The sequence below is a fragment of the Lactobacillus sp. genome (assembly GCF_051873315.1).
Lineage (GTDB): Bacteria > Bacillota > Bacilli > Lactobacillales > Lactobacillaceae > Lactobacillus.
This window is the reverse complement of record NZ_JBJEES010000024.1, coordinates 1-13,254: the sequence shown is the minus strand read 5'-3', so window position 1 is coordinate 13,254 and position 13,254 is coordinate 1. Positions and strand designations below refer to the sequence as shown.

Annotated in this window: 14 protein-coding genes and 1 tRNA gene; 1 reads left to right on the top strand and 14 read right to left on the bottom strand. The window is 53.3% G+C overall.

Features of this window, described 5'->3' with window-relative positions; genetic code table 11:
• A partial coding sequence (locus ACI32D_RS01100) for a polysaccharide deacetylase family protein (protein ID WP_439774825.1) occupies positions 1-2,538 on the bottom strand: 2,538 nt, incomplete at its 3' end.
• Between the two features lie 278 nt (positions 2,539-2,816).
• Here ACI32D_RS01100 and ACI32D_RS01095 point away from each other — a divergent pair.
• Positions 2,817-3,437 (top strand): DUF3862 domain-containing protein, encoded by a 621-nt coding sequence (locus tag ACI32D_RS01095; RefSeq protein ID WP_439774824.1) that lies wholly within the window; start codon positions 2,817-2,819, stop codon positions 3,435-3,437.
• A gap of 156 nt (positions 3,438-3,593) precedes the next feature.
• On the opposite strand, the gene ACI32D_RS01090 is transcribed toward ACI32D_RS01095, so the two are convergent.
• The 13 genes from ACI32D_RS01090 to ACI32D_RS01030 all read right to left on the bottom strand — a co-directional run bounded on the left by ACI32D_RS01090 (position 3,594) and on the right by ACI32D_RS01030 (position 13,241).
• Positions 3,594-3,677: transfer RNA gene (locus tag ACI32D_RS01090), tRNA-Leu, on the bottom strand.
• 54 nt (positions 3,678-3,731) lie between these two features.
• Complete coding sequence (locus ACI32D_RS01085) at positions 3,732-4,397, bottom strand: biotin--[acetyl-CoA-carboxylase] ligase (protein WP_439774823.1); 666 nt, start codon at positions 4,395-4,397, stop codon at positions 3,732-3,734.
• A gap of 9 nt (positions 4,398-4,406) precedes the next feature.
• Positions 4,407-5,171, bottom strand: coding sequence for an enoyl-ACP reductase FabI (fabI, locus tag ACI32D_RS01080; protein WP_439774822.1), 765 nt, complete (start codon positions 5,169-5,171; stop codon positions 4,407-4,409).
• A gap of 9 nt (positions 5,172-5,180) precedes the next feature.
• Entirely contained in the window at positions 5,181-5,948 is a 768-nt protein-coding gene (gene accA / locus ACI32D_RS01075) for a carboxyltransferase subunit alpha (RefSeq protein ID WP_439774821.1), read from the bottom strand.
• Positions 5,941-6,789, bottom strand: a complete 849-nt coding sequence (locus ACI32D_RS01070; RefSeq protein ID WP_439774820.1) for an acetyl-CoA carboxylase carboxyltransferase subunit beta — start codon at positions 6,787-6,789, stop codon at positions 5,941-5,943. Before ACI32D_RS01070 ends, accA begins: the two co-directional genes overlap by 8 nt.
• On the bottom strand, positions 6,776-8,158 hold the full coding sequence (accC, locus tag ACI32D_RS01065; protein ID WP_439774819.1) for an acetyl-CoA carboxylase biotin carboxylase subunit: 1,383 nt from the start codon (positions 8,156-8,158) through the stop codon (positions 6,776-6,778). Before accC ends, ACI32D_RS01070 begins: the two co-directional genes overlap by 14 nt.
• Positions 8,151-8,594: a 3-hydroxyacyl-ACP dehydratase FabZ gene (fabZ, locus tag ACI32D_RS01060; protein WP_439774818.1), complete on the bottom strand. Its 444-nt coding sequence runs from the start codon at positions 8,592-8,594 to the stop codon at positions 8,151-8,153. The genes accC and fabZ overlap by 8 nt, the downstream gene beginning before the upstream one ends.
• 1 nt (position 8,595) lies before the next feature.
• The gene (accB, locus tag ACI32D_RS01055) at positions 8,596-9,063 is read right to left on the bottom strand and encodes an acetyl-CoA carboxylase biotin carboxyl carrier protein (protein ID WP_439774817.1); all 468 of its coding nucleotides are present in this window, start codon (positions 9,061-9,063) and stop codon (positions 8,596-8,598) included.
• Positions 9,064-9,065: 2 nt separating this feature from the next.
• Complete coding sequence (gene fabF / locus ACI32D_RS01050) at positions 9,066-10,286, bottom strand: beta-ketoacyl-ACP synthase II (protein WP_439774816.1); 1,221 nt, start codon at positions 10,284-10,286, stop codon at positions 9,066-9,068.
• A gap of 9 nt (positions 10,287-10,295) precedes the next feature.
• The gene (locus ACI32D_RS01045) at positions 10,296-11,018 is read right to left on the bottom strand and encodes a 3-oxoacyl-ACP reductase family protein (protein WP_439774815.1); all 723 of its coding nucleotides are present in this window, start codon (positions 11,016-11,018) and stop codon (positions 10,296-10,298) included.
• A complete protein-coding gene (locus ACI32D_RS01040; RefSeq protein WP_439774814.1) occupies positions 11,002-11,946 on the bottom strand; it encodes an ACP S-malonyltransferase in 945 nt (314 codons plus the stop codon). Before ACI32D_RS01040 ends, ACI32D_RS01045 begins: the two co-directional genes overlap by 17 nt.
• Positions 11,947-11,958: 12 nt before the next feature.
• Positions 11,959-12,204 carry an acyl carrier protein gene (locus tag ACI32D_RS01035; protein WP_439774813.1) on the bottom strand — a complete coding sequence of 82 codons (246 nt, stop codon included), beginning with the start codon at positions 12,202-12,204 and terminating at the stop codon, positions 11,959-11,961.
• 77 nt (positions 12,205-12,281) lie between these two features.
• A complete protein-coding gene (locus ACI32D_RS01030; RefSeq protein ID WP_439774826.1) occupies positions 12,282-13,241 on the bottom strand; it encodes a beta-ketoacyl-ACP synthase III in 960 nt (319 codons plus the stop codon).
• Positions 13,242-13,254: the final 13 nt, after the last annotated feature.

Here is a 13,254-nt window from a genome sequence, read left to right as displayed (position 1 = left end):
GAAGAAGGTTGCCTTGACATGATGCTTTTTCAAAACATACAGGATCTTATTGATGGATTCGTCGCTGCCCCAGTCGTCAAAAGTCAAAAAGAGAACGCGGTCGTTTGTCAAACGGCCAACTTGATCCAGGCGGTTAGTTTCCCAGTAGTCAAAGCCCGGCATCTTGACCGGGGAGGTGACAAAATTGCTGCCAACATAGTGCTGCTCCAGATAAGCAAACTCCCGCCAATAAGGCTTGAGCTTGGTCAAGTTCCGCTTGTCTGCCTCTACCAGCTGGCTCTTTTTGTCGTTAAAGCTGTAGCAGGCTTTAGAAGCCTTAAGCTGGCTGACCGTTTTCAATTTGTAGCGGCTGGCAGCTTCTATCTTTTTGCCCCGGGGATGATAGGCAATGGCATCCAACTTGTCTTTAAGCAGGTCTTGCACCATCTGCCCCATGACGGTTTTCTCACCCTTTTGCCGGACCTGGTCCGCCTCATAATAGCCCAGGTTGATTCCTTCAATTGCCCCCCGGTTAAAACGGAGCTTGGCAACTTCCTGCCGGTTTTTAGCCAGGCTGGAAAAAGTGCTGTCCTGACTCTTAGCCTTGATCAAGGCCTGCTTGGGGGCAATGGCCGTCAGCTTTGCGGCCTTGATAGCTTCTAAGACTCCGGCCTTGGACTTTTTGCCGGAAACGACCACTAATTTTGGCTGGTAATTAAAGCGCCATTGGCAATATTCGAGGCAATTGTGCAAGTACTGGCTGGCTCCCTTGAAAGTAGCTGGAAAAGCCTTGCTCTCCTGGTAAACCAGGGCCAATTCATGCCCCTCTTTTAAAAGCTGCTCAATAGTCAAGCTTTCATCTTGGAGCTCACCAAAAGAAGCCGCGAAAGTCGCTGACCCGCCCCGGTCCTTGACGATTTGCCCCACTTCCTGATCAACCGCTGAGTGGCTGAGATTGGTCAAAAGCAAAGACAGGGCCGGCTCAGTCGTCAGCACTTGCGTAAGCGGCTGATCTTTTTGCCCTTGGTTCTCCTTGCGCATTTTAGCTATTTCCTGCTGGCTGAGGGCCTTGATAGCAGGATTTTTGACTAAGCTGGCCAGGGTCGTGAAAGAGTAGCCAGCCTTCTTGCCCTGCTTGGCAAAAGCTGCCATTTTGCCTGCTTCCCCTGCCTTGAAAAAGATATAGCGGCCGGGTTTCAGCTCTTTAGCTGAATTTTGAGCAACCGGAGTGAGGTCGGTCTGCCAGCAGGCCCGTCTGACGGCGCTGCTTTCGTCGCTCTTTTTCAAAACATAAGCTGCTGGCTTGGAAGTTTTCGCGAGTCGCTCTTGCCCATTTTTCAAAGTCTGATAAGCCGTCCAATTATTTGTTAAAGCAGTCTGGCTGGCCAGCTGCAGGTCATAGCCGGCTTCCTTGATCTGCTTAATCAATGCATCTTGCGTTTTTTCATCGCTTAAAAAAGTTGCCGGGATTCCTGCTTTAACCAATACTTTTTTAAACTTCCGGTAGCTGCTCTCCTGATGCAGCGGCCCAATCACTAAGGCCACTTTTTTCTTATTGGTCAAAGAATAGCGGTAAAGCGTGGCTTGCTGGTCATCGTCAGCCAGCTGGGCCTTGATATAGCTGGAGGACTTAACCGGCTTGAGGCTGCTTAAAGGCTGGCAGGGAATTTTTTCTTCTTTTAAGTCTTGCAAAAGCAGGCGGACGACCTGGTCGATTTCCAGCTCCTTCTTGCTTTTCTTCTGCTGGTCAGCCAGCTGGGCCTGCTTGTCCAGGGCCGGTTTAGCGACCTTGACAGCTGGCTCCTGGTGGACAGGCCCCTTTAAGCCGGCCAGGTTGACCACGATGATCCGCTGGCCGGACAATTGCTGGACATAGTTCTTGACTTGACTTTCCTTGGTAAAAGTCTGCCGGTCAAGCAAGTCAGAATTTTCCGGGCAAACCAGGGCCTCGTAGCCGCAAGTAGCAGCCGCCTTGGCCAAGTAGTCAGCTTTGCCAGGCAAATAGAGCAGCTTGATCTCTTGCCTGCTTTCAGCTTCCAGACTCTTTTTGGCCAGTTGCAGTTTGGGCAGCAAGACTTCGGCTGCCTGGCTGCCTTCTGTTCCCATAATGCCACTGCCGATCAGCTGCTGGCGGCTTTTTACCAGGTCTTTGATCATCACGTCGTTTTCCCGGGCCCGGGCGGCTGGCAGGGCAAAAGCGGCCGAAACACCAGCTTTTTTGAGGTAATCCAGAATTTTTTCATTTGTTTCCTGGCTGTCGGTTAAACCGGCAAAGACCAAAACAGCGGACCGCTTCTTCGCGGCAGTTTGGCTGGTAAGAAGGTCAGCGGGCTGAGCCGCCTCATATTTTGCCAGCAGCTTGGCTGAAGCCTTCCCGCTCTTCAGCTCTTTTGTGCCGTCAACTTTCACGTCCACCTGCCGACTGAGGCGGGCTACTTGCACGGCCCGGTAGGTCAGCCAGCCGGCTAAGACCACTGCTATAGCAATAACGATGGTTACGATTCCCCAGCCGGTCTTGTCCAGCTTTCTCTTGGTCTTTTTCCTTGCTTCCTTGCGCATTTTTCAATCCCCCATTTTATTTTTTGAAAAAATTGCAATCGCTTCAGTCATTCTTATTAGTTAATCGCACTTCTATATATTATTCTAATCCATATTGTATTATGTATACAGCGCTAACAAGGGTAATATCATTTTTGTTTAAAATAGATTTATTTCTTTTGGGTTATCAAAAGTCCTATTTAATCTGTTTAAGAATTATTTGCCGGCGTGGACAAGGGAGCCTTTACTGTCTAAAATAAAAGGGATGAAAATCCAAGAACGAAAAGACGGAGGGTGTCATGAAAAAGAAAGTTCTCTTGATTGCCTTTGCTGCCCTGGCTCTAACTGCCTGCTCCAGCAAAAAGACCACGACTGACAGCGAAAGCGCCAAGAAGGCAGCGAGCTCAATTTCCAGTTCCAATGTAGTCAAGCAGACCAGCAACAAGATCAATCTCACTAATTACAAGAAGATCAAGGTGGTTGAAAAGACCGGGTCCACCCCCAGCCAGGTAACTGACCTCCTGGGCCGGGAAGCTGACGCCAAGAGCAAGGCCAACACCAGCAAGCTGAAGGCCACCATTTACACTTGGGAAGGGGTCCAAAACGGCAGCGCCGGCTCCAACCTGGCCGTTGAATTCGCCAACGGGGTGGCGATCGCCAAGCAGATTTCCGGCCTTGTAGTCAACCGGTCCAAAAAGATTACGCCAAAAGACTACAAGTCTCTCAAGAAGGGGATGACCCAAGAAGAAGTCGAAGCCATTGTCGGCAAGCCTAACGGCTACTCAGAATCTGACTATTCCAATTCTGACGTGGTCCTCTGGCTCTACACCAGTGGCCTCAAGAGCGACGGGCAAGCCAACTTCTACGTTACCTTCCAGAAAAACAAGCTGGTCGCCAAAAAAGCCCAGAACTTTAACTAAAGCAAAAGAGCTCCCGAATACCGGGAGCTCTTTTTGGACCTAAAAAATAAAATAGAGATAGAAAGTATGGAGTAGAAGTAAGGAATAAAAGATAAAGTACAAATTGAAAAGGAAAACAGAAAACAAAAAAGCAAGCATTCCTGCTTGCTTAAGTCATGCCCACTAAAGGAGTCGAACCTTCACTCTGTTGCCAGAACAGCGACCTGAACGCTGCGCGTCTGCCAATTCCGCCAAGTGGGCTTTCCGATGACAATATTTATAATAGCAAAAGTTTTCGGAAAAGGGAAGGGCTTTTTACAAAAAACTTGTCTTAATTACTTCCCCGCTGGACCAGGCACTGACCTTTCCGCTTTTTTCCAGCAAGAGCCGGCCCTGGTCGTCAAAGCCGGCGCAAATGCCGGAGATGGTCCGCCCAGCGATTTTCAAAGTAACCACCCGGCCAGGCAAGATGCTCAATTCCCGGTAGCGAGGCAGAAAATCCTGCCGGCGGCCTGCCCGGCAAATGACACAGGCCAAATCATCTGCCAAAAGCGGATCAAAATCCCCCGCGGCCAAGAGGCGGCCGGCCTGGGGCAGATTGGCCGGAAGTTCCGAGCCCAAGTTAAGGCCCAGACCGACTACTATCCCGCCTGCCACCTGCTCAGTCAGAATGCCGCCAACTTTTTTCTCCTGGAAATAGAGATCATTGGGCCACTTAAGGCCGATTTCCAGTCCATACCTGGCCCGTAAAAAATCGGCTGCTGCCGTCCCCACCGCCAGGGTCAGCAAGGGATTCTCTTGCTTTTCCAGACAAACTGACAGATAAAGGCCATTTTTAGGCGAATAAAAGACTCGCCCCTGTTTGCCATAGCCTTTCGTCTGTTCAATTGCACTAACGGCAAAAGGCGGCTTTTTCTTTTTGAGCAGCTCCTTGGCTAAATCCTGCGTAGAAGGCAAGACTGGATAGCTGTATATCTCCATCACTGCCTCCTAGGACAGGTGAACGCCCTTGTCAACATAGATGATGTCGCCAGTCAGGCCGCTGGACAGGTCGCTGAGCAAGAAGGCACAGCAGTTGCCCAGTTCTTCCAGGCTCACATTGACCCCGTCAACCGTCAAGGACCGGGACTGTTCCAAGAGTTCCTTGTGCCCGCCAATCCCCGTTACGGCCAAAGTCTTCATGGCCCCAGCAGAAATCGCGTTGACCCGGCTGCCAGTCTTGCCCAGGTCCCGGGCCAGGTAGCGGACGGAACTTTCCAAAGCCGCCTTGGCAATCCCCATCGTATTGTAGTTGGTAATGGCTCTTTCCGATCCGATAAAGGTCAAGGTAACGATTGAAGCTTTAGGGGCCAAAAGTTCCTTTTCCTGGGCGGCCTTGGCCACGGCAATCAAGGAATAGCTGGAAATGTTTTGAGCAGTCAGGTAGCCCTCCCGGCTGGAATTAAGGATGGACCCTTCCAGTTCGTTTTTCGGGGCAAAAGCCACCGCGTGGACCAAGCCGTCGATCTGGCCAAACTTTTCTTTCACTTGGTCAAAAGCCGCGTCAATGCTCTCATCGCTGGCCACATCGCATTCAACCAATTTGTCTGCCGCTATCCCCAGCTTGAGCAGGCTCTTTTCCAGGCGGTCATTTTGGTAGCTATAGACCACTTCCCCGCCCTGGGCCTTGATCTGCTCAGCGCAGCCCCAGGCAATGGACCGCTTGTTGGCCACGCCCATTACCAAAAACTTTTTTCCAGCTAAAATTCCTGCCATCTTCTTCACCTAAAACTTTCTGAAACGTTCATAGCGCCGGTTGAGCAAACTGCTGACCGGCAGCTTTTGCAATTTTGCTAATTCTTCTTCTAAGACCCGGGCAATTTCCCGGCATTGGGCATCCTTGCTGCCCTCTTGCTTGATCACGCCTTCGATCACCTGCCCCTTTAAGAGGGATTTCGGCGTTAGGCCCAAGAGCTCAGCTGCTTCAGCCGCCCGGCCCGCGTCCTTCCACAGGATGGAGGCAAAGCCTTCAGGAGACAGGACCGAATACATGGACTTTTCCAGCATCCAGACCTCATCCCCGCAGGCCAAGGCCAAAGCCCCGCCAGACCCGCCTTCACCGAAAATCACGCTGATGATCGGCGTTTCGGCCTGACCAATATCTGTCAGACACTGGGCAATCGCCTGCCCTTGGCCGGCATATTCAGCTTCTTTGCCGGGAAAAGCCCCGGCGGTATCGATAAAAAAGAGCACCGGCCGCTTAAAGCGGGCCGCGTCTTTGACCAAGCGGGCAGCTTTCCGGTAGCCGGCTGGTTCCGGCTGGCCAAAGTGCTTGGCCAGGCGTTCTTCCAGCTTATGCCCCCGGCTGGTTGTGATCACCGTCACCGGCTGACCGGCAAAAAGGCCGATCCCGCCCACGATAGCCGGGTCATCTGCCCCCTGCCGGTCACCGTGCAGCTCAATAAAGTCGCTGAACAAGTGACTTCGCAGATAGTGGGCCGACAATTTGTCGCTGGCCCGGGCTGCCCGGACCGTTTCCATTGCATCAGTCATCCTGCATCCCTCCGTACTTTAACAGCCAGGCCAGGGTCTCTTTTTCTTCCTGCCGCAAAACGATCCGGTCGATAAAGCCGTGCTTTAAAACAGTTTCTGCCCGCTGGGCATCTTTTGGCAGCTTCTCATGAATGGTCTGCTCAATCACCCGGCGGCCGGCAAAGGCCACCATGGCGTGGGCTTCAGCCAAAGTAATGTCGCCTTCACTGGCAAAGCTGGCCGTCACCCCGCCGGTAGTCGGATCTGTCAAAACGACCAGGTATAAAAGGCCCGCTGCCTTATGCCGGTTAACGGCGTTAACCACTTTAGCCATCTGCATCAAAGAGTAGATCCCTTCTTGCATCCGGGCCCCGCCACTGGCCGTGAAGACTACTACCGGCAGCTTTTTCTCGGTAGCTGCTTCAATGAGCCGGGTCAGTTTTTCCCCGGTCATCTGGCCCAAAGAGCCCATGATAAAAAAGGGATCCATGATGGCCAGGGCTGTCTTTTGTCCGCCAATGCTAGCTAAACCGGTCCAAACCGCTTCATTTAAGCCGGTCTTTTTCTTTCCGCTGGCAACTTTTGCCTCATAACTTGGAAAATGCAGGGGGTCGCTGGGCTTAATGTCCCCAAACCACTCTTCACTTTCCTCGCAGAGCCAGGCCAGACGCTCTTTAGCGGTCAAGCGGAAGCCGTAGTCGCAGTCCGGGCAGGTCTTGTACTTGTCCAGGCGGCTGGCGAAAAATTCCAGTCCGCAATTTGGGCACCGCTGCATCAAACCACTCGGCACTAAGTCTTCCGCCCTTTTATTGGCCTTGACGTGCCGCTCAGAGATCGTGTTTCTTTTTTTAAACAGCCTCATGCTTGTCTACCTGTTCCTTCCAGCGGGGCAAAAATTCCCTCTCCAAATAAGTATTGGTAAAAGTCCCCTGCTTAAATTCAGGATCGTCCAGAATGGCCAGGTGAAAGTCCTGGTTGGTCTTGACCCCCCGGATCACCAGCTCCTTTAAAAGCCGCCGCATCCGGGCAACGGCTTCTTGCCGGCTGCTGCCTAAGGCAATAATTTTAGCCAGCATGGAATCGTAAAATGGCGAAACCACCATGCCCTGGTAAAGAGCGGAATCGATCCGCATGCCTGGGTTGCCGACCGGCAAAAAGAGGTAGTCCACCTGGCCGGTTGACGGCATGAAATCCCTGCTGGAATCTTCAGCGTTGATCCGGCATTCGATAGCGTGGCCCTCAAAGCTCAAGTCTTCCTGCTTAAAAGGCAATTCTTCCCCAGCCGCGACCAGGATCTGGGCCTTGACCAGGTCAACCCCGGTAACCATTTCCGTCACTGTGTGTTCAACCTGCAGGCGGGTGTTCATTTCCATAAAGTAGAAATTATGGTCCTGGTCCATCAAAAATTCAATCGTCCCCGTATTCAAATAATCAGCTGCTTCAGCAGCCCGGACAGCGATCTGCCCCAGCTTTTCCCGCTCAGCTTTACTGATCAGCTCACAAGGGCTCTCCTCAATCACCTTTTGCTTGCGCCGCTGCAGGCTGCAGTCTCTTTCCGGGAAGTAAACGCAGTTGCCAAACCTGTCCCGGATAACCTGGACCTCGATGTGCTTGACCTTGGTCAAGACCTTTTCCAGATACATCTGGTCATTGCCAAAATCCAGCCGAGCTTCGTTTTGAGCCAGGTCAAAAGCATCAGCCATTTCACCAGGCTCCTTGACCTGCCGGATCCCCTTGCCGCCTCCGCCGGCTGCGGCCTTCAGCAAGACCGGATAACCGACTTCTTCAGCAACCTTTTTGCCTTCTTCTGGCGACTTGATAAAGTCCCGGCTGCCTGGGGTAACCGGCACCTTGTGCTTGATCATCAGCTGGCGGGCATGTTCCTTGTTGCCCATCTGGTCGATGGTTTCCGCCTTTGGCCCGATAAAAGTCAAGCCGCAGGCCGCGCAGAGGCTGGCAAATTCCGCGCTCTCTGACAAAAAGCAATAGCCCGGGTGGATGGCCTGGGCCCCGGTCCCGGTGGCCGCGGAAATGATGTTTTTGATGTTCAAGTAGGAGTCGCTGGGGCGGCTTCCGCCCACGCAGACTGCTTCATCAGCCAGCTGGACGTGGAGGCTGTCTCGGTCAGCTACTGAATAGATAGCGACGGACTTGATGCCCATTTCCTTAAGGGTCCGGATGATGCGGACCGCGGCTTCGCCCCGGTTGGCGACCAAAACTTTGTCAAACATTTTTCTCACCTGAAATCATGAAGGTCAATTCCGCCGTGCAGGCCTTTTTCCCATCGACCCAGGCAATGCCCTGCCCCAGGCCGATATGGCCCTTGACCTTTTCCAAAGTCACTTCCAGCTTGACCTGGTCGCCCGGCTTGACCATCTGGCGGAACTTGGCATTTTTGATGCCGCCAAAATATGCGGTCTGCCCCTTGAAGCGGTCATCGCTCAAGAGCGCCACCGCCCCGGTTTGGGCCAGGGATTCCACGAGCAAGACCCCGGGCAGGACAGGATTTCCCGGGAAATGTCCCTGGAAAACCGCCTCATTAATTGTCACGTTGCGGATGGCCACCGCCCTTTCGCCAGGGACCAGATCAATGACCTTGTCGATCAAGAGCATGGGATAGCGGTGGGGGATGATCTCTTGAATTTGGCTGGAATCCAAAACTGTCATGCTAGGCCTCCTCAATCAAAAAGAGCGTTTGCTCGCATTCGACCAAATCTTCATTTTCCACGCAGACTTCCTTGACAGTGCCGGAAACATCGCTCTTGATTTCCGTCATCATTTTCATGGCTTCCACGATGCAGACAGTTTGGCCGGCCTTGACCTGGTCGCCCGCTTTGACAAAAGCTGGCTTGTCCGGGGCAGGCTGCAGGTAAATCGTCCCGACTAGGGGCGACTTGATGGCATGGCCAGATTCAGCTATTTCTCTTTGAACAATTTCTGCCGCTTCAGCTTTTTTGGCTGGCGCAGGAGCAGGACTTTCAGCTTTTTTGGCTGGCAAAACCGTTTCTGCTTCTGTCTTTTGCGTGTACTCATTTTTGCTCAGAAAAAGTTCCGCATTATCCAAGCTCAGCTTCATTTCCCGGATGCTGGACTTTTCAAACTTGTCCAGCAGTCTTTCAACATCTGTTATTTCCAAAATCAAGCCCACTTTCTAAAAGCTAATACGGCATTGTGGCCGCCAAAGCCAAAGGAATTGCTCAAGGCAAACTCAACGTCTTGTTCCTGCTCGCCCGCTTTAACCAGCTTGACCGGGCATTCCGGGTCCTGGTCAAAGCAGCCGACATTAGCCGGCAAAATTCCTTTTTGCAGGCTGGCGCAGGTGATGACGGCTTCAACTGCTCCCGCGGCCCCTAAGAGGTGGCCGGTCATCCCCTTGGTTGAGGAAACCAGGACCTGGTCGCCAAAAACTTCATGAATCGCCTTGGCTTCCCCGCTGTCGTTGGCCTTAGTCGCCGTCCCGTGGGCATTGATGTAGCCGACTTGGTCCGGCTTGATGCCAGCTTCTTCAACTGCCAGCCGCATGGCTCTGGCCGCTCCCTCGCCATTTGGATCAGGACTGGTGATGTGGTAGGCATCGCTGGTCGCCCCGTAGCCGACTACTTCAGCCAAAATCTTGGCGCCCCGCTTTTGGGCATGGTCCAGGCTTTCCAGGATCAAGGCCCCGGCCCCTTCGCCTAAGACAAAGCCGTGCCGGTTTTGGTCAAAAGGCAAAGATGCCTCTAAGGGATCAGTGCTGGTTGACAGGGCGGTTAAAGCCGCAAAGCCGGAGATCGCCGTTTCATTGACGCTGGCTTCGCTGGCCCCGGTAATCATGACCTCAGCCCGGCCTTCCTTGATCTGCCGGTAGGCTTCCCCGATGGAGTTGGTCCCGCTGGCGCAAGCCGTGACGATGGAAGTCGAGATATTTTTGGCATTGAAGCGGATGGAAATGTTGCCGGCTGCCATGTTGGCGATAGCCATCGGGATGAAGAAAGGTGAAATCCGCTTTGGCCCCTTGTCATGCATCTTGATGACCTGTTCTTCAATCGTGGTCAGGCCCCCGATCCCTGAGCCAAAAATCACGCCCATCTCTTCCGCCTTCACTGCTTCCGGAGTGAGGCCAGCCATATCGTAGGCTTCCTGGCAGGCCTGGATGGCGTATTGGGAATACAGGTCCATCCGCTTGCCGTTTTTCTTGCCGACGACCTGGCTGACGTCAAAATCATCGATTTCCCCGGCCACGCTGATGCCGGTCTCACTGGCATCAAACTTCTTGATCGGCTTGATGCCGACCACGCCATTTAAAGTATTTTCAACAAAAGCCTGGCAGCCATTGCCGTTCGGGCTGACTGCCCCCATGCCTGTAACTACTACTCGCATATCTTCTCCTTAAATGGTCATTCCCCCGTCAACGACCAGGGTCTGGCCGGTAACATAGTCGTTTTCCGCCAAAAAGACTGCCGCCTGGGCAACTTCTTCCGCCTTGCCGAAGCGGGCCAAAGGGATCTGGCTAAGCGCCTGCTCTTTGACCTCATCTGGCAAGACAGCAGTCATCTGGCTGGCAATCATCCCCGGCGCGATCGCGTTCACGCGGACGCCCCGCCCGGCAGCTTCTTTTGCCGCGGTTTGGGTCAAGGCAATCACGCCGGCTTTAGACGCCGCGTAATTTGCCTGGCCGGCATTGCCGTGCAGGCCAACGATGCTGGCCATATTGATAATGGCTCCGGACCGCTTTTTCAGCATTTTCTTCAAGGCCTTCTGGGTCACCATAAAAGTTGACCGCAAGTTGACCTTGAGCACCTGGTCAAAGTCGACCAGCTTCATCCCGATCATAATCTGGTCGCGGGTGATGCCGGCGTTGTTAACCACGATATCGATGTCGCCGATTTCTTTAAAAAGCTGCTTGACCGCGCCTTCGTCGCTGACGTCAGCAGAAAAGTACTGGTAGTCTGCCCCGATTTTTTCCAGCTGGTCAGCAATTTCCTCCGGCAATTCCGGCCGCCGGCCGTTTAAGAAAAGCTGGCAGCCCTTTTTAGCAAAAGCTAAAGCAACAGCTGCCCCGATCCCTTGCGTTGACCCAGTCACCAGGACCCGTTTATTTTGTAAATCCATTCTGCCCCTCCTCTACAAACTGCTGGTATTCATCCAGACTCCCGATCTGCCAGGTCTTCAGGCCCTTGTCCGCCTGCTTGGCAAAAGCTGACAGGGCATGGCCTGGCCCGATTTCCAGGCTGGCCGTCATGCCTAAGTCCAGCAAACCTTTGACGCAGGCGGCAAAATGAGTTGGCGCCATCAACTGAACTTCCAGGATTTTGGCCAAGTCTTCTTTGACAAAAGGCTGGCTAGTGGTATTGCTGATGACTGGGTAAGTACCAGCATTGAAAGTCTCACCCTCCAGCCGCTGGCCCATTTTTCGGCTGGCTGCCTGGTAAAGCGGAGTGTGGAAAGCTCCGGCAACATCCAAGGGAATTGCTCTTTTGGCCAGCTTAAGGTCAGCGATTTCTGCCCCAAGCTCTGGCAGAAGCTGCTTTTCTCCGGCAACAACGACCTGCTTGGGTGAATTGTAGTTGGCCAGGTAAACAGCTTGGCCGGCAGCTTGCTTTTTCTGCAAAAAGTCTTCCAGGCCTGGAATATCTGGCTTGGTCAAAGCCAGCATCCCGCTGGCCGTCTTTTCTGAATCAAGCTGCATGTATTCGCCCCGGTCAGCGACCAGGGCCAGTCCTGCCGGCCAGCTTAAAAAGCCGCTGGCTAAGAGCGCCCCGTATTCGCCTAAGGAGAGGCCGGCCAGGCCGCAAATAGGCAGGTCCAAGTCCCGGGTAAGCATGCGCCAGATCCCGTATTCAAAGGCGACTAAAGCCGGCTGCACATATCTGGTTTCATCCAGCTGGCCGCGGTCATTTTTCCAGATTTCCGGCAAGTCCAAGCCGCATGCCTGACTGGCCTGGTCAATCGTTTCTTTAAACAGGGGGTCGCTCAGAAAGTCCAGGCCCATCCCGGCCTGCTGGGCCCCTTGGCCAGCAAAGAGAATTCCGAATTTCATGGTCTGTTCCCGTTAGTCCTTTTCTGCCAGCTGCTTTTGCACCAAAGCCACCACGTCAGCAACCGTCTTGGTATTTTCATCAGCATCCAGTTCGATGTCGTATTCGTCTTCCAGTTCGTTGACGATTTCGAACAAGTCCAGGCTGTCAGCTTCCAGGTCATCCTTGATGTTGGCTTCCATGGTTACTTGGTCTGCTTCAACGTCCAGTTCTTCAACGGCGATCTTCTTTACCTTTTCAAAAATTTCTGCTTCTGACATGTGTCTGCTCCTTTTTTAAAAAATAAAACTTAAAATTTAAATCAACTAATCTCAAACAAGTGAATAAACAAATGCTCTTATAGTTTGACCAGCTGGGCGGCGGCGGTTAAGCCCCCGCCAAAACCAGCCAAGACAACCAGGTCGCCCGCCTTCGCCTTCCCTTCTGCAAGCAGCTCAGCCAAGAGAATGGCTTCACTGGCTGCTGAGGTATTGCCGTATTCGGCAATGTTGCAGGGGAATTTTTCCTCCGGCAAGCCCAGCCTTTTGGCCACCTGCTTGATGATCCGGTAATTGGCCTGGTGCAAGAGGAAAAGGTCAACTTCTGCTAAATCCACGCCAGCTTCTGCTAAACAAGCGTTGATTACTTCCGGCACCTTGTGGGTGGCGAACTTGTAAACCTCCCGCCCCTCCATCTTGAAGGGAGCCAGGCTCGTTACCGGACCAGGGAAGGGCTGCAAACTGGTCTGGCCAGCTGACAGGTACTTGGCCAAGTGGCCGTAACTTCTCAATTGGCTAGCCAAAAAGCGCGGCTCAAGAGCGTCCTTTTTGACCAGGACCCCGCCGGCCCCATCTCCGAAAAGGACAGCCGTTGTCCGGTCCTGCCAGTCAACCAGCTTGGACAGGGTTTCCGCCCCGATCACCAGGGCCATCCCGCCAGGCCGCGTCAGCATTTTTTCAGCCACGTCCAAAGCATAGACAAAGCCTGAACAGGCAGCCGACAGGTCAAAGCAGGCCGCGTTTTCTGCCCCAACCGCTGCTTGAACCAGGGCCGCGGTGGCCGGGGTGTAGGCATCGGGGGACATGGTCGCGACGATGATCAGGTCAACTTCTGCCGGGTCTTCGCCGACCAAGAGCTGCTTAGCCACCTGGATGGCCAGGTCAGAGGTATTTTCCCCTTGGCTGATCCGGCGGCTGGAAATCCCAGTCCGGCTCTTGATCCAGTCATCGCTGGTTTCCATGATCTGGCTTAGGTCGTCGTTGCTGACCGTGAATTCGGGCAGGTAACGGCTGCTTTTTGCAATTCTGGCGTAAGTCAAGGCAGGCCTCTTT

Coding starts and splice junctions, on each gene's coding strand:
- ACI32D_RS01095 (WP_439774824.1), top strand. CDS start 2,817: ATGAAAAAGAAAGTTCTCTTGATTGCCTTTGCTGCCCTGGCTCTAACT.
- ACI32D_RS01085 (WP_439774823.1), bottom strand. CDS start 4,397: ATGGAGATATACAGCTATCCAGTCTTGCCTTCTACGCAGGATTTAGCC.
- fabI (WP_439774822.1), bottom strand. CDS start 5,171: ATGGCAGGAATTTTAGCTGGAAAAAAGTTTTTGGTAATGGGCGTGGCC.
- accA (WP_439774821.1), bottom strand. CDS start 5,948: ATGACTGATGCAATGGAAACGGTCCGGGCAGCCCGGGCCAGCGACAAA.
- ACI32D_RS01070 (WP_439774820.1), bottom strand. CDS start 6,789: ATGAGGCTGTTTAAAAAAAGAAACACGATCTCTGAGCGGCACGTCAAG.
- accC (WP_439774819.1), bottom strand. CDS start 8,158: ATGTTTGACAAAGTTTTGGTCGCCAACCGGGGCGAAGCCGCGGTCCGC.
- fabZ (WP_439774818.1), bottom strand. CDS start 8,594: ATGACAGTTTTGGATTCCAGCCAAATTCAAGAGATCATCCCCCACCGC.
- fabF (WP_439774816.1), bottom strand. CDS start 10,286: ATGCGAGTAGTAGTTACAGGCATGGGGGCAGTCAGCCCGAACGGCAAT.
- ACI32D_RS01045 (WP_439774815.1), bottom strand. CDS start 11,018: ATGGATTTACAAAATAAACGGGTCCTGGTGACTGGGTCAACGCAAGGG.
- ACI32D_RS01040 (WP_439774814.1), bottom strand. CDS start 11,946: ATGAAATTCGGAATTCTCTTTGCTGGCCAAGGGGCCCAGCAGGCCGGG.
- ACI32D_RS01035 (WP_439774813.1), bottom strand. CDS start 12,204: ATGTCAGAAGCAGAAATTTTTGAAAAGGTAAAGAAGATCGCCGTTGAA.